Raw genomic sequence first — 15201 nt, 5'->3', positions numbered from 1 at the left:
TTGGCGCCAAGCTTGCGGCCGGCGTTCCAGGCCGGTCGCCCTTTCGTGGCTGGATCGTGTGCAGAGTGTCCCATCGTCTGTCTCCTTGCCGGCCCACGCCGACAAGGCGAGGAGACACCCGAACCGAGGCTCTGGAGACGGCAGGCAGATGCGGACGTTCCGCTGGCGACCCAACCCAGCCGCTCGGGTCACCATGGTCGCGTCCCATAAGCGGCCATTCGCCGGCTATCCAGCAACTTCGGCTCGGGGTGGGAGGTCGTCGTTCGTAGCCTCGTCGCCCCGTGTCTGCTCGCGCATGTGGAGCGGACGCCATATCACTCCCTAGTGTGCAGCTTTGCTGGTAGAGCTTTTCCGTCCTTGGTGCCGCTAGTAGGCGCTCGGATCGAAGCTGTCGTTTGGATGAGCGTAGGCATTCTGGAGCACCTCGCTCATCGGCAGGTTTAGGTTGATGCCGCGCGGCGGGATCGGCTGCGTGAACCACCGATCGTACAAGGCCCGCCCGCCGGGACCAGCATAGAGCTTAGTCGTCGCGGCGTTCGCGACCGCCTTGAACGCAGGGTCGTCCTTGCGCAGCATGATCCCGTAGGGTTCAGGGTGCGACAGCGCCTCGGTCGAAATCTCGAAGCTCGACGGGTCGCGTGAACCGGCCACCAGCGCGGCCAGGAGCACGTCGTCCATCACGAACGCGGCGGCCCGGCCGGTCTGCACCATCAGGAAAGCCTCGGCGTGATCGACCGCCGGCAGGATGGTCAGCCCGAGCTTGCGCGCCGTGTTCGCCTCGTTGATCTGCTTCAAGTTGATCGTGCCAGAGGTCGAGACGACGGTCTTGCCCTTCAGGTCCTCGATCGTGCGTAGCCCGGCCGACCGTTTCGACACGTAGCGCGTCGCAGTTAGGAAGTCGGTGTTGGTGAAGGCGACCTGATTGTGACGCTCTGCGGTGTTAGTCGTCGAACCGCACTCCAGATCGATCGTTCCATTCGCGATCAGCGGGATGCGCGTGGCGGAAGTCACCCCGGTCAGCCGGACCTCCAGTCCCGGCATGCCGAGCTTCTCCTTCACCGCGTCGACGATGACGTGGCAGATGTCCATCGCGTACCCAATGGGCTTCTGGTCCGCGTCGAGGAACGAGAACGGCACCGAGGCGTCGCGGAAGCCGAGCGAGATGCGGCCGGTCTCCTTGACCTTCTTCAGCGTCCCGGTCAGCTCGTCCGCCGAGACCGGCATCGAGGTCGCGACCCCGACGAGCGTGATCGCGGCAACGAGGGCCGCGCGTCCACCCCTGAACATGTATGCCTTCTCCTTTGCTAAGCGGTTCGGTCCCACCGCACGTATGCGGCGGTCGGGCGAGCTTGGGTGCTTGCGTGGATCGCGAGGCCGGACGGATCAGCCCACTGTGAAGACGGCCTCGACTTCGACCGGCACGCCGCGCGGTAGCGCGTTCGTGCCGACTGCGGTCCGCGCGTGGCGACTGTTTTCGCCAAGGGCGAGCAGGATGAGGTCCGACGCGCCGTTCAGGACGAGCGGCTGCTGCGTGAAGTCTGCTCGGCAGCGGACGAAACCGCCAAGGCGCAGGCAGCGCGCGCGGTCGAGGTCGCCGTCGAGGGCCGCGTGGACCTGGGCTAGGACGTTGAGCGCGCACAGGCGGGCGGCGGCCTGCGCCTGCTCGATCGAGACGTCGTCGCCGACGACACCGAGATATTGCGGTTCGCCGCGCAGCACGGGGGTCTGGCCGGCGATGAAGAGAAGCGGGTCGGCGCGCGTGAACGGCACATAGTTGGCCGCGGGCCGGGACGGCTCGGGCAGCGTCAGGCCGGCTGCTCTTAGGCGAGCGAGCGCAGCGTCGCTCATCGGCGTCCGTCCTCCGTGATTGCCGGAACTGGGCTCGCAGCCGGTGCGACCGCCCCGCCCAGCAGGCAGCCGATCGCCCGGTCGCCCGCGAAGCCGAGGCGCACCGTGATCTCGGACAGACTGCCCATCGCTCGCCCCTGGTAGACGCGGATCGGGCGGTCGTCGGCAGCGACGGTGCGATCGTGCAGCAAACCAAAGGCGAGCGCGGCGGCGGCGATACCGGTGGCAGCATCCTCCGGGTAGCCCGACGAGCGCGGGAACTGCCGCGCCTCGAAAACGCGCGCCTCACCGTCCACGACGGCGTAGGGGTACAGACCGGTCGAGCCGATCTGGCGGCAGACGGCCTCGACGGCCGCTGGGTTGGCGACGAGCGCGTGCAGCCTCTGGGGGTCACGCATCGGCACGAGGGTCTTCACGCGCGAGGTGACGGCGTTGTGCAGGGGCAGGTCCGCGAGGTTCTCGCGGCCCACGCCGAGTGCCGCGAGCACGTCGCCGGCCTGTTCCGGAGACAGCGGCACCGCCCGACCCGCCGGCTGCGTGATCTCGACGGAGACCGTTCCGCTCTCCGCGGTGGACACGAAGCCGGCGACCGAGCCGCTGGCGGTGGCGATGCGGACGGGCGATCCCGGCAGCCGTCCGTGCTTGGCCAGCACCCAGAGCGCGCCGACCGTGGCGTGGGCGCACATCTCCATCTCGTGGTTGGGCACGAAGAAGCGGAAGCGGAAGTCGTGCGCATCGTCCTCGGCGGGGAGGACGAAGCCGCTCTCGTGCCCGTGCCGGCGGGTGACATCCTGCATCGCCGCGGGGTCGAGCCCGGCCGCGTCCACGACGACAGGGCATGGATTTCCGCCCACATCCCCGCAGGTGAAGACGTTGACGACTTCGACGCGTGCCATGATCGTGAACCCAGTGCCGAACTTCCCTGACCGGCCTCAGTGCCGGTTGGTGAAATTCGGTGGGTTATGGCGGAGTTGGCCTCCGTCCGCGCGACCGTCCGGGCCCTATCTCGCGACCGTCCGGGCCATCGCAGCGGATCGCGCGCGGACCTCACGCGGTGCCAGCCCGTCTCGGCGTCGGAGCGCCCGCGCCAGGGCCGATCCACTCTCGAACCCAACCCGGAACGCGACCTCATCGATCGGCAGATCGGTGGTCTTCAACAGCCGCCGCGCTTCCGCGAGGCGCACGCCCTGCTGGAACGCGCCGATCGACAGGCCGGTCCGCTCTCGGAACAGGCGCGTGATGTGCCGGCGGGAGACGTTGAAACGCTCCGACAGGAGGTCGATCGAGAGGGTCTGGTCCGCACGTTGCGCGACGAACGCCTTAACCTCGTCGATCAAGATCGTCGCATGACTGTCGCGTGAGCCGGTGCCCAGCGGTTGCCCCCTCTCGATCGCGGTCAGGCAGCGGATGAGCAGAGCGGCCGAGAGATGGGCGCGGACGGCCCCCTGACCGATCGCGTCGCCGGTCTCGTCGCGGCATAGCGCCTTGAGCGCACGGATGTCCGGGTTAACCGAAAACATCGCGCTGGTCCGGATCAGGGCTCGGACGCGGCTCAGCGAGCCGAGCTGCCTCTCGATGCGCTGGAACGCCTCGTCCCGAAGGTACACGGCGACGTGGGTCTGGTCGGATTGGAGCGCTGAGGTGTCATGCGGGTGCGAGGCGGGGACGACGGCGAAGCGATCCGGGGACACCCACACGCCGTCCCGCCGCGCCTCGTGCTTGAGGTTGAGCACGCCGAGACAGGGCAGCAGCAGCATGAGGCCGTCGTGCCAGTGCCAGGGCTTGGCGTAATCGACGCCCCCGCCGACGAGGGTGATGTGTTCGTCGCAGCCGGCAATGAGTGTCGAAGGAAGTGCCGTTCGCCGGAGAAAGTTGAGCGACCTAAGCATGCGAGGACGCTACCGCAATTGAAGCGATCCGGCCAGCAGCGGCAAAGCGTTGCCCCGGCTGCGAACGACGGTGCGACTGGATCGGGAGGCTACAGCTTCATCGCTGAGGAAGGGCCGTTTTTCTGCTTTCAGGCGATCACGGACGCGATCAATCGAGACGTTCGACGTCCTAGAAGGGTCTTGAGCGGTACCAGCGGCTATGTCCGCTTCGATGCATCCGCCGTCTGGAAGCGGACGAGCCGGAAACCACCCGTTGCGGCCCCTAGCGAATGGGTACCAACCGTGAGATTTTGACCACTAGGTCGCTAGTTAGGGCCGCGGCAAGACGCTGCACAGCGCTGGTTATAAATTGCCCACAAAACGGCCGCCAGCCGCAGCCACAGCCCATCCGCAGTCACGGGCCGGATTTCGAGCGACGCCGCTCCTGAGCCATCCTGCGCGATCCTAGAGGCTATCTACGCCTGCCTCATACGGATGGTATGCCGTCGCCATTCGGATATCTGAACCGGACCCCCGCGCCCTCGCGGTCGGCATCTATCAGGATCAGCCCAGCTTTCTCGAATGACAGCCGCAGCAGGTTGCGGTTGCTCTCCCGCATTTCGCCACCCTTCTCGAAGGCCCGGATCGTAACCGAGCTGAGGCCCGTCGCCTTGGACAGGTCGTCCTGCGTCCAGTTGAGAAGAGCGCGGGCCGCGCGGCATTGGGCTGACGAAATCATGCCCGAGGCATAGCGGCAGGTTACGAATTTCGCAAGTTACCCCTTGCAACCACATGCGAGCTAGGTTATGTTTTCCGAAGGTTAGAGACGGAAAGCAAAACCAATGGCCCACCGCACCGTATCTTGGACCGCACTCTCCCGTAGCCTCCACGACGCGCGCCCGGTCATCGCCGCCGGCGCGCTGTCCGCAAAGGCCCGTGTCGAGGGCTTCGCCCGCATCAACCGCCGCCGTCTCGTCACCTCCGCCGGCGCGTTCGACCGCTCGGCGATCATGGGGGCTGCTGCCTTCGCCGCGAAGGCTCATCAGGAGAGGTTCGGCGGCACCTGGGCCGAGGCGATGTCCGTCTGCCTCAAGGCCGCGTGGAACTCCGCGAAGGTAGCCCGCCACCTCGCCGCGCACTGAGGAGCCGCACTCATGCTCGCCGCGCTCCTCGCCTTCACCGTCGCCGGCCTCGCCACCGGCTCCGCGTTCCTCGCCTCCTACGTCGAGGAGAACGGGTTCCCAGAGCTGCCGACGCTGCGCCGCGCGGCTCTCGCCCCGGCCCCCAGCGCCACCGCCCTGATCCCCGCCGTTGCCGCCCCGATCTGGTGCGAGCGCACCCGCCGTTGGCGCCACCCCGTCACCCGGGCCTTCGTGAAAGCGCCGACCGCACGTTGAGGCCCATTAGGGAATCACCCTTTCGGCCAGCAACGTCAACGACTTAAGCCGGGATTCGATCGGCTAGCGACTCACCCCCTTCCCACTGCTGCCCTGCCGCCAGGAGCCCGAACGACCATGCTTGCCCGCTCGCCCCATGCCTTGCCGCTGATCCTGCGCACACCGACGCAGTGCCTCGTTCACGCCCGGGAGGATCACGCCAAATGCCTCACCCTCGCCGCGTCCTACCGGGTGCGGATGACTCGCGGCGAACGTGGCCTGCGTGAACAGCACGCTTGGGCGCTCAACCACTGCCGCGTGCTCCGTCACCGCTTCCCCGGCCTGCTCAGCACCGCCGCTGAGCACCGCCCGCCGCTGCCCTCCCCGCCTTCCCCATCGCCACCTAGGAGCCCGCACCATGGGAACGACGACGCACGCCCCAATGCCCTCCAATCCGGTCCATGCCGTCATCGCAGCTCACCGCGCGGCGTGGGATGCCTTCCAGATCGCTCCCGTAGGTGAGCACTCTAAGCGAGCCGAAGCCTTCATGGAGGCGGCGCTAGAGGCCATCCTATCCACCGGGTGCGAGACGCAGCACGGCGCCATCTGCCTGCTGACGCACCTGCGGTGGTGGCTGACGGAGGAGCGAGACTTCGCCGACAGCTACCAGCCGTCCTATGACATCGCCCTAGCGCGGGGCTCGGACTTGGCGATGCTTCTCGGCGGCAGCTTGTGGCCGACCGCCGTTGCCGCTGACAGTGAGCTCGAGACTACCCCGGCTCGCCTCGGCAGCATCGCCGCTGGCATCGTGCGCCGTCTCGGGTGCAGAATTCCGCTGAACGGCACGGTGATGGGCGAGCTGCTGGCCGCTACCGCCATCATCACCGGGGGCATGGCGGTCATCGGTCTCGTGACGCTGCTGTAGGAACGGCTAGGCCGATACGCCGGTGTGGCCCTCGCGGCCGCGCCCGTCGCCGGTCACCCCGCAAGTCTCGAAAGACACAGCGAGATGCCTAGCCAGTTCACGGGCGGCCGCCTCACCGAACGTGCGCCTTGCCTCGCTCACCAGCTCTTGCCGGCTCGGCTCACTCATGTCGACAGGGCAACAAGCGCTGAAGGCCAGGGACTGCGGAGGCATGGCGACACCGAGCGGTTGAGAATACTCGACAACGCTCATGCAGCACCATGGTTACCACCGTCTGAAGGTTGGGGCGACAGATACAGCGCGGCCAGCGCGACCGCATCGGCGATGTCCGGCCCGTCTGGCTTCAGGCTGACGACATCGCCCATGGCAGCCTCAATGATCGTCTATGCGGGCACCAGTGCCCTGCCCGAGGTCAGGAGCAAACCGAGCAAGAATGCCGACGTGCGGCTCCGTGAGCCCGTCCGCGTTGGTGAAAGCAGTCAGGACGCACATCGCCACCAGCTCGCCCGCCGCGCCGGGATCCTCGCTGTGATGCGCGGCCACGAGAGCGAGCGCCGCGCGGGCACCGTCCGCCGCCCGCTTGAACGCGGGATCGTCCAGGAAGTCGCTGTGACGTGACATACAGATTTCTCCGGTTGCGAGATCAGATGCGGCAGGCAAGCATGTTGCTCTGGCGCGTTTTTATCGAATACTTTGAAAAACAGCAAATAACCTTCTGATGACTGTTGACATGGCAAGTATATCGAAGTACAACTAAGTCATCAGCAAGCAAGGAGCGAGACAATGTTCAAGATCATCGACATCAAAACCGGCAACATCGTCCTGGGCCGGGTCAGCAAGATCGAGGCTCACAAGCGGGTCGATCTCTTGAATAGCTGCGGGATCGTCCGGTACCGGGCAGTAGCCCAGTAAAACGGGGCCCCTTCGGGGGCCCTTTTCTTTTGCTCACCGATTGGAACGTTCGCATTCTGCCGAAACGCATAGACGGTAGTCGGGACGAGCGATCAGAACGCTATCGTGTCGCGCTAGGCATCGAGACGGGCAAGAACCCGTTGCACCTGAACCGCCGACCACGTACCGCCGCGAGACGTAGGGATATGCCGGGCGTTCAGCGCCGTCGCGATCTCGCGCAGTGATACGGCACCACCGGCCTGGATCTCGGCGACGATTGGCAGGATGTCGCCAGCACGCCGTTCGGCAGCTTGCGCCCGAGACGCCACACTGCGGGCCCTGGCGTCGGCCGTGATGATCGCGCCTCGGTTGCCACCTAGCACAGTCCCGCGGGCCTTGGCGGCGGCCAGGGCGGATTTGGTTCGGTCACTGATGGCTTTAGCTTCGTGCTCGGCTACGGCGGCTAGGATGTGGACCGTCAGCCGGTTGGCCTGCGGGAAGTCTACCGCCACGAACTCAACGCCAGCTTCCATGAGGGTCGAGACGAACGCAACGTTACGGGCGAGCCGATCCAGCTTGGCGATGATGAGGGTTGCTTTGTGCAGGCGGCACAGGCGCAGCGCCTCAGCGAGCTTGGGCCGGTCATTGCGCTTACCGCTCTCAACCTCAATCACCTCGGCGACAAGCTCCCAGTTGCCGCCGTTCAGGTGAGTGCGGACCGCTTGCTGCTGTGCCTCAAGGCCGAGGCCGCTACGCCCCTGGCGAGGGGTGCTGACGCGGTAGTAGGCGACGAAGCTGCCCTGAGCCATGCTGTTACGCCAACGTCTGCCGTCGTTGACACTGTTGTAACACGTCTCAGTCTGAGGTCAAGCATGCCTCACGATGGCAATCAGCATTGGAATTAGCGCGGTGCTGTACCGCGCCAGAGGGTCGGCACAAAGTGCCTATTCTGCGCTCGCCTCGGCGGCCTCGCCGGCACAGGGGTATCTCTAGATTTGGGGGGCACCCGAGACCGGCTGAGATTTCAGCCCATCTCACCCGTTGAGCGGATCCCACTCGTCAGAGCATCGCACCATCGGCCCGCCGCCGGCAGCAGTGGCTTTCGAGGAAGTGAAGGGTACGCGCAGCGTGCCCCTCCTATCTCCGTGGAGCTCGCCTTAGCCGATCAAAGGTCCGTTTCGCCAGGCGGCGGCTCGAAGTGCACGCCTCGGTTCCACACGCAGAAGAAACCGGAGCGGCACACCTCAGCACAGATCTCAGCGCCGGTCCCCGCTCCTGCCACACCGTGCCATGCTGCCATGTCGGCCGGGCACAGCGTCCTCTCATGGATCCAAGCGCTCGGCCCACCAGGTAGGTTCGCGCCAATCCCGTCGATCGAAGCTCCGATCCCGCTACCGTCTCTGGCTCTGAAGGTGTAAACTTCAAACACGCCGGTTTCCTCCGAAGAAGCCTGACGGTCTGCTGCCGCCACTATCGCTCCGGCAGCTTGCCACCTTCCCGATGCGGTGTCGCGGTTAGCGCATCAGCCCCCGAGATGCAGACTCTCACGCCCGTGCCATTCTGTGCACGCCCTGGCATGACCTCCGCCGGGAAAGAGCGGAAATCGCCCGTCAGCGCCCCTGAAACCTCGGCAATTTGCACGGGTCCGCCGGGGCATCGCTTGAGAAGAAGCGGTTTGCGGTCTTTTTCGCCCCAATCGCAGCCTCTCGAGCCCTTAGCAGTCCACTCTGTTGGAAGCTGCGCACTCGCCGCGTCGGCTCGCATTAGGTTCCGTCTCTGGCCTCTGCCACCCAATCGCGGAACAGCTCTCCACCTCCACCTCGTAGCGCGCCACCTCCACCACCCCCACCCACCCTATAAGGGGTGGTGGTGGAGAAGGTTTTGCCTCCACTTTCTCCACCTGTCTCCACTCCACCCTGCAGGGTGGAGAATGGCTCATTCGCCCGCATCTGAGGCATGCGTGCCGACCTCTACGAAATCCCGCGGCTTGCCCTTGCCGTCCTTGCCCTCGACCACCGCGAACATGCCGGTCTCGATCCAGACCCGGAGCATGCGGCTGATCTTGCTGCGGTGCGCCTTGTCGTCGTGGTTGAGCCTCAGGGCCCGGGCGATCGGGATGCCAACCCAGTCCGGGGACTGGACGTTGAGTCGCCAGCGGGCGCCAGCCGCGATCGTGCCGGCCACCTCGGACTGAGCCGCGCGAAGGTCATCAGCGCCTACGCCCTCGAAGGGGTCTGGCCATTCCCAAGCATCAACGACCGCCACCTGATCTCCGTAGTCGAGGATGCCGGGCGGCCCATTGCCCAGCGAAACGGACACGAGCTGGAACCAGTCACTCTTATCCGGGGGCGGGGCGAGGTTGGCCTTGCCGTTGTCGACACGGAAGAAGCCCCGGTTGGTCGGGATCCCAGCCTTCTCGGCCTGGTCCTTCGTCATGAGGTTGAGCACCCGGGCCGAGCGTGCGGCAGCGAGCAACGCCCCGGCTCCACGGCCGTCCTCCACCGTGTACTCACCCTGCCCGACGTGGCCCTTCCGGACGTGGTGCACGAGTTCAATCGAGGCGTTGCCGATCTCCGCGACGCGGTTCCAGGCTTTGGCGACGATGTCGATCTCGTCGTTGGCGTTCTCGGTGACCCTGTGCGAGCTGACGAACGGATCCACGACCATGTGGTCGATCGCGTTCTCGACCATGCTGGCGATCAGATCCTCGACGACTGGCTCGGCGATCTTCACGCCATCACGCTGACGGGTGGCGATGATGATCTCGGCCGTGCGTCCGCTGTCGAGGAACAGTCGGCCCTCCAGCTCGTGCGCATCGATCCCGTAGTGAAGGCAGATCGCGGCGACCCGGCGCTCGGTCTCCTCCAATGGGTCTTCGAGGTTGACGTACCAGACCTTCATTGCCTGGGGCGGCTTTACCCCGAGCAGCGACCTGCCTGTTGCCATGGCTATGGCCTCCACCAGCACGAGGCTCGATTTGCCGGACGCGCCGGGCGCGACCGTGGTGCTCAGGAACCGACGGATCAGGTGTCGGCCGTAGATCCACTCTCGCGGCGGGATCAGGGACGGATCACGATAGACGAACGGTGTCGCCCGGATCCGCTTGCGCTCCGGCGGCGGCTCACCCTGGGCGGCAGCCCCATCACGCGGGGGCTCGCCGTCCTGACGCTGCCCGCCCTTCCAGCCGATATCCTCCGGCCGGACGCTAAGGCGTTCGCACAGCCACATGGCCGCCGCCGCGGGGTCGGTGGCCGGCAGATAGTCTCGCACGACGTCGAGGGGTGTTCGGGCCCCGTCGCGGGAATCGCCCATGTCGCCGGAGCCGAAATCCCGGATCCCATCCGGGTGGATCGACAGGTCCTCCTCATACCCCTCGCCCAGGTCGCGCTGGTCGACTCGGTAAGCTCCGGTCCCGGACTGGTAGCGGGCGCCGGGGAACACGCTCGTCACCCACGCTCCCAGGTTCGCCAGCGCGCGGTCATTCACGGTCCGCCAGAAGTCCGAGCCCTCGCGCGGGCCGCGCTCACGGGCGCTGGCCGAAGCCCGCTCGCTCGTGGTCTGCCTGCGCGGCTCCTGCGTCCCGGACTCGGCTCGCTTCTCGGCCTTCTTCCGCTCCTGTTCTCGAGCCAAGTCGGCAGCGATCTTCTGAGCGGCCCGGATCTGGTCGGCCCGCTCCTGAAGGTAGGCGACTAGACGGGGTGCCTCCCGGATCTCCGTCGGCGTACCGGGCACATGCCGACCCGTGACGGTCAGGTATCGACCGCCCGTGTAGATCTCGACCTGCGCGGCATCGACCTTTCGGCCATCGACCATGCCGCGCACGAAGAACCGCAGGCCGCAGCCGGACGGCGACACCTCGGCGTAGGTCTCACCGAAATCGACAGCAACCTGGGCCCAGGCCTGCAACTTGCCGGTTTCCGGGTCGCGACAATCATCGAGGTCGATGCCGCTCTCTTGATCGTCGGGCGACAGCACGTAGCCGACACCAGCCTGCACGCGTCGCGTCGCGAAGGCGGCCGCGGCGGCATAGGGGGCCCAGGTCGCGGCATTGGTGGTGCTGCCCGCACCACCGCTCTTGGCATTGAGCGGCGGCTTGTCCCAGACGCCGCGCACATCGTTCCAAGTATACTCCCAGGCCACCCACTTCGGGCGGCCCTGGAGTTCGCGCAGCGCCGGCAGGTCGGGCAGACCGGCGAAGGGTGGGAGTTGCGGCTTGGGCGGCCGCTCGGAAGTTGCGGTTCCAGCCGTCATACCGCAACGCCTCCCTCGTCCAGGAGATCGCTGAGCCGAGGATCAGGATCGTCATCCAGGCCGCCGTCGCTCAGAGAGCCGTAGGCGACATCCGTCCAGTCCGGCCGGGCGTCGGGCAGACGTCGCAAGCCGTTGGCCACCAGCCGCTCGACCTCGGCGCGGGCGTCGAGGAGCCTGTCGAAGTGGAACCGCCGGAGGAACCGCTCGCCCCGGTACTGCTCGGAGCACCACCGGTTAAAGTCGTAGCTGAGCCGGACACTGTCGGCCTCGACACGGCGCACGCGGTTGCGGGGGAAGGTGAGGAGGTCGGCGCTCATCGCGCACCCCCCACGCTGGCGAGCCGCGGCCCGGATTGCGATCGCGTTGAGCCTGGCTGAGGCGTAGCGATCGGTATCTTCCCAGTCGTCCGGGAAGAGTTCGCATTGCGCCTTCATCACTGCCGACTTCCGGCCGTCGAGCGGCACGACCGTGATAAAGTCGGGGTAGGTCTCCCCGAACCGGAAGGTCAGATCCCCGAGCCGGGTCGGGCGCACGCGGTAGTGGCGGCGGCTGTTGTCCAGCCACCAGAGGAAGTCGTCGCGCTGGAGGAGGGGACGCGCGATCATTGCGCCGCTTCCTGTGCTGCCGGACGCAGGGTCTCGGCCGCCTGTGTAGCGGCCAAGATCACCCGGGCGGCGCAAGCCAGGCTATGCGTCATGCCGGGTACATCACCGGCCGCCGCGAGCGCGGCAGCGGCTTCGGCATAGCGGGCGGCCAAACTAGCCCGCTCGGCCACTTCATCGAGGGCGAGAGTGAGAAATCCCGACATCACACGCCCTCCCGAACAAGGGCGCGAGCCTCGGCGCGGCCGGTCACGAAGCCGAGGAAGCAACCGCGGCTATCAAAAACGAAGGGCCGCACGTTGGCGGTGTGCCGGTGGGGTGCTATATCGGATGGGTCGGTCTGCCGAGCGACACTATCCGAGGGACGTGAGCGCCTGCACGCGCTCCGTCCCTCAACTGTTTTCAGGGCCATCGTGCTACGCGGCCTCCTTCGAAGCCTGCCTGGCCTCAAAGGCCTGCAGGTCGGCCAGCCGCCAGTAGCGGCGTCCGTTGATACGGATCGGCTGTGGAAAGCTCAGACGTTCATCCTTGAGCCAACGAAACAAGGTCATGTCGCTGACCTTGTAACGGGCCAACAGATGTGGTGCCGGCAGCAACTCGTCGCCGGATCTTGGAACAGCCAGGGGCATTGCGTAGCTCCTCTGTGGAACACGCTCGATAGTGGGCCCAATTGTTAAGTGACGTCCGCCGAAAACCTCCGCGACCGCCAACTATGAGGTTTTCGGCGGCCAGAGTGCGTCGTGAAATCGCGCAACTTGTTCGCGGATTTGGCTGTCGGCAGGTTCGCGGTCATAAGTCTTCGCGAACCACTCCGTCACAGCGCGGGTCAGCGCAGCCGGTGAGTGGTCCTGCCCAGAAATTGCGACGCGCGCCATCTCGATGAACGCGCCATCCCAGTCATGCTCCCGCGGTCGACCACCTTTAGACTTCCAGGTGTTGCCTGAAGAGATTTCGCGAGAAGCTGCGCCAAAATTTAACTGCATCCCGGCAGGGATTTTGATTACGAACGGAAGGCCGGTTTTTCCCTCAAGATCGTAACACTTGAGTCCTTCATGGAGCGCAGGCTTGCCGAACACAGTGCGCCAATACTTCCTGTCGATACCATGCATGTCTCCGGACGTTGGATCGACCGTGTATGCAACGAATTTTCCAGTCTCAAGATACTCAAGAACTCGAATAATCACGTGACTGTAACTCTTGGTGCGGATGGGCTTGTCCAACTCATCGCCCAGCACCTCTTTCTCAACGAAATCCAATAGCTCGCCGAGGGACGCATAGCCTGACGGGACGGCGATCACGAACCGCCTCCACAAATTGTCGTTACATACGTCGCCCACGTCTCCAGCGCGGCCCGCTTCTCGTCGAGGTACTGGTATCGGTTGTAGACCGCAGCCACGCCCTTGATGACGCCGGATCGATGGTTCAGCACTGCTTCGATGACGTGCGGGTCGGTTTTGAGCCGGGCCATGCCGGAGGATCCGGTTCGACGCAGATCGTGAAAAGTCCAGCCCTCCAGGCTCCTGCCACCGTTGGCAGCCCTGATCTCGGCATCCAAGCGCGTCTTGGCGCGCGAGAAGCCGCGAATAGGCCCCTCCCCGGTCGTGGTCAGGAGGAAGTCCCCCTGGATCTTCGGTAGCGCCTTCAGGATCGCCTTAGCCGGCTCACTGAGCGGAACGATGCTCGATGACCCGTTCTTGGATCGGGCGGCCGGCAGATGCCATTCAGTGCCCCGCTCGTGCAGCTCGCCCTTTGTGATGCCGGCCACCTCGTCGCGCCGCTGCGCCGTGAGAATCAGCAGCTTCACGAAGGGCCCGAACGGCCACCCTACCCTATCGGCACCCAGCCATACCGCGCGCAGCTCGGCGTCGGTCAGCACGCGGTCGCGCGTGGTCTCCTGAGATGGCGCCTTCACGCCCGTGCAGGGCGAGGCTGTGATAATCGCGCGCTCGACACACCAGTTGAAGAACTTCCGGACGGTCGCCAGCGCCCGGTTCGCCATTACAGGCGCCCCACGATTCACGATGCCGTCGAGCAGGTCCAGCACGTCCCGTCGGCTGATGCTCTCCACTTTTCGGCGACCCCAGACCGGCACGACATCTTTGTGTAAGATCTGTGCGGCCGTCTCCGCGGTGCTCGGCTTGTTGTGCTTGCGGACGTGCCGCTCGAGGAAATCCTCGACCACGCTGGAGACGAGGTCATGATCCACCGGCCGAGCCCGGTTGATCCTAGCCGTCTCGATCTTCTCGGCACCGGGGTCCCGTCCGAGGGACAGGGTGCGCACTGCCTCCCGGGCTCGGTCGCGTGCAGCCGGCAGGTCGAGGGCTGGGTACGGGCCAAGCATCATCTTCCGCGGACGGCCGCCGAAGCGGTAGCGCACGCACCAGCCCTTCCGGCCGGTCGGATGCACGATCAGGTAGAGCGAAGGCATTCCCGCATCGGGGATCTCGCGGCGGACAAGTGGGTCCGGTTTCAGGCGTTCAACGGCTTGCACGGTCAGCACCTTCGCGGTCATCTGTCGTGAGCCCTGGGTATCAATTGGGTAACGCGATCGGCCCGTTATGGCCTGTTACCCAATGATATTAACAAGGGCTCGCAATGTCGCCAAGTGCCAGTGCTAATTGCGGTTTTTCCCGGCTTCAATTACCTGATCTGTTAGGGGCTGTTTGGCCCCGGCAGATGTTTGGTAATGAAGAGGTCGACAGTTCAATCCTGTCTCGCAGCACCAGTAATCTTCCAACGATTTCCATAGGTTGGGTTTAAGCGACCTGCCGGCGATGACCGCGCTCTTACAGGGCGGTCTCACAGGTTGTCGCTTCGTATTGCCGTACCATCGGAGAACCCGAAGCCGGGGGTCTGGGACCGACGTCAATGCACCCCGATCGACCCTGTTGAATGGTCGAAGGGCGAACCGTCGCTCGTCCCATCGCCGAGGCCTCTTGAGGACTCAGGAGCCACGGGGAGCACGGGTCCGACATGCCGCGCGGATGGTGTCCTGAAACGGATCTGGAACGCCGAACGCAGGCGTGACCCATCCACCACACGGATGAGAGTGGGGGTGGCCGTCATCTCCCCCATTGAACCTGAACCCGCTCCCATCGACGGTCCCTCGCCGCCCACGATCACCGCCCCCGCCCCGACCGTGGGGGATCGGTTCGAACGTTGAGCCTCAAACTGGACGGACACGCGGGCACCGAACACGATCGGTGAAGCTGCTGCGAGTCAGATTCAGACGCCTGGGAGCACGGCAACAGCGACGACGGGCTGACTGGCCAGTTTCGCCCGTTGCAGACGAGCGCCGTGTCCCACCTGCGGTGTTCTACCTACCCGAACCACCTGTCGATCGTGCGCCGTTGCGCGACGTCCGTTCCCTGCCCGGTGCCGAGGATGGGCCACCGCCCCGAACTCGGCGGTTTATCTTCGGACGACCTGAGAGCAACGTG

At 65.6% G+C, this 15201-nt stretch carries 17 protein-coding genes; 4 read left to right on the top strand and 13 right to left on the bottom strand.

The features are described 5' to 3' along the window. Positions 1-366: 366 nt before the first annotated feature. The 5 genes from MKK69_RS20425 to MKK69_RS20405 all read right to left on the bottom strand — a co-directional run bounded on the left by MKK69_RS20425 (position 367) and on the right by MKK69_RS20405 (position 4455). A complete protein-coding gene (locus MKK69_RS20425) occupies positions 367-1287 on the bottom strand; it encodes an amino acid ABC transporter substrate-binding protein (protein WP_409564849.1) in 921 nt (306 codons plus the stop codon). A gap of 96 nt (positions 1288-1383) precedes the next feature. Then, entirely contained in the window at positions 1384-1848 is a 465-nt protein-coding gene (locus MKK69_RS20420; RefSeq protein WP_243970867.1) for a RidA family protein, read from the bottom strand. Continuing rightward, positions 1845-2744, bottom strand: a complete 900-nt coding sequence (locus MKK69_RS20415; RefSeq protein ID WP_243970865.1) for a PhzF family phenazine biosynthesis protein — start codon at positions 2742-2744, stop codon at positions 1845-1847. Before MKK69_RS20415 ends, MKK69_RS20420 begins: the two co-directional genes overlap by 4 nt. 105 nt (positions 2745-2849) lie before the next feature. After that, positions 2850-3737: a helix-turn-helix domain-containing protein gene (locus MKK69_RS20410; RefSeq protein ID WP_243970863.1), complete on the bottom strand. Its 888-nt coding sequence runs from the start codon at positions 3735-3737 to the stop codon at positions 2850-2852. A gap of 466 nt (positions 3738-4203) precedes the next feature. Further along, positions 4204-4455, bottom strand: coding sequence for a helix-turn-helix domain-containing protein (locus tag MKK69_RS20405; protein WP_243970861.1), 252 nt, complete (start codon positions 4453-4455; stop codon positions 4204-4206). Between the two features lie 103 nt (positions 4456-4558). Between MKK69_RS20405 and MKK69_RS20400 the strand changes: the two genes are divergently transcribed. From MKK69_RS20400 to MKK69_RS20390, 3 genes are all read left to right on the top strand, one after another. Continuing rightward, on the top strand, positions 4559-4858 hold the full coding sequence (locus MKK69_RS20400; RefSeq protein WP_243970859.1) for a hypothetical protein: 300 nt from the start codon (positions 4559-4561) through the stop codon (positions 4856-4858). Between the two features lie 12 nt (positions 4859-4870). Further along, complete coding sequence (locus tag MKK69_RS20395) at positions 4871-5113, top strand: hypothetical protein (RefSeq protein ID WP_243970857.1); 243 nt, start codon at positions 4871-4873, stop codon at positions 5111-5113. Between the two features lie 397 nt (positions 5114-5510). Beyond that, entirely contained in the window at positions 5511-6017 is a 507-nt protein-coding gene (locus tag MKK69_RS20390; protein WP_243970855.1) for a hypothetical protein, read from the top strand. Between the two features lie 372 nt (positions 6018-6389). Here MKK69_RS20390 and MKK69_RS20385 read toward each other — a convergent pair whose 3' ends face one another. Next, positions 6390-6638 (bottom strand): hypothetical protein, encoded by a 249-nt coding sequence (locus tag MKK69_RS20385; protein ID WP_243970853.1) that lies wholly within the window; start codon positions 6636-6638, stop codon positions 6390-6392. Positions 6639-6800: 162 nt separating this feature from the next. Here MKK69_RS20385 and MKK69_RS31055 point away from each other — a divergent pair, with 162 nt between their 5' ends. Next, positions 6801-6929 (top strand): hypothetical protein, encoded by a 129-nt coding sequence (locus tag MKK69_RS31055; protein ID WP_279598518.1) that lies wholly within the window; start codon positions 6801-6803, stop codon positions 6927-6929. Between the two features lie 113 nt (positions 6930-7042). Here MKK69_RS31055 and MKK69_RS20380 read toward each other — a convergent pair whose 3' ends face one another. The 7 genes from MKK69_RS20380 to MKK69_RS20350 all read right to left on the bottom strand — a co-directional run bounded on the left by MKK69_RS20380 (position 7043) and on the right by MKK69_RS20350 (position 14273). After that, positions 7043-7717 (bottom strand): recombinase family protein, encoded by a 675-nt coding sequence (locus MKK69_RS20380; protein WP_243970851.1) that lies wholly within the window; start codon positions 7715-7717, stop codon positions 7043-7045. A gap of 1126 nt (positions 7718-8843) precedes the next feature. Then, complete coding sequence (locus tag MKK69_RS20375) at positions 8844-11159, bottom strand: AAA family ATPase (protein ID WP_243970849.1); 2316 nt, start codon at positions 11157-11159, stop codon at positions 8844-8846. After that, the gene (locus MKK69_RS20370) at positions 11156-11764 is read right to left on the bottom strand and encodes a hypothetical protein (RefSeq protein WP_243970847.1); all 609 of its coding nucleotides are present in this window, start codon (positions 11762-11764) and stop codon (positions 11156-11158) included. The genes MKK69_RS20375 and MKK69_RS20370 overlap by 4 nt, the downstream gene beginning before the upstream one ends. Next, positions 11761-11967 carry a hypothetical protein gene (locus MKK69_RS20365; RefSeq protein ID WP_243970845.1) on the bottom strand — a complete coding sequence of 69 codons (207 nt, stop codon included), beginning with the start codon at positions 11965-11967 and terminating at the stop codon, positions 11761-11763. The genes MKK69_RS20370 and MKK69_RS20365 overlap by 4 nt, the downstream gene beginning before the upstream one ends. 210 nt (positions 11968-12177) lie before the next feature. Continuing rightward, complete coding sequence (locus MKK69_RS20360; protein WP_243970843.1) at positions 12178-12390, bottom strand: helix-turn-helix transcriptional regulator; 213 nt, start codon at positions 12388-12390, stop codon at positions 12178-12180. Between the two features lie 81 nt (positions 12391-12471). Continuing rightward, positions 12472-13059, bottom strand: coding sequence for a hypothetical protein (locus MKK69_RS20355; RefSeq protein ID WP_243970841.1), 588 nt, complete (start codon positions 13057-13059; stop codon positions 12472-12474). Further along, on the bottom strand, positions 13056-14273 hold the full coding sequence (locus MKK69_RS20350) for a tyrosine-type recombinase/integrase (protein ID WP_243970839.1): 1218 nt from the start codon (positions 14271-14273) through the stop codon (positions 13056-13058). Before MKK69_RS20350 ends, MKK69_RS20355 begins: the two co-directional genes overlap by 4 nt. Positions 14274-15201 lie beyond the last annotated feature (928 nt).

The sequence above is a fragment of the Methylobacterium sp. J-026 genome, assembly GCF_022829585.1.
In the GTDB taxonomy this organism is placed as follows: Bacteria; Pseudomonadota; Alphaproteobacteria; order Rhizobiales; family Beijerinckiaceae; genus Methylobacterium.
This window is presented reverse-complemented; position numbering and strand designations above follow the sequence as displayed.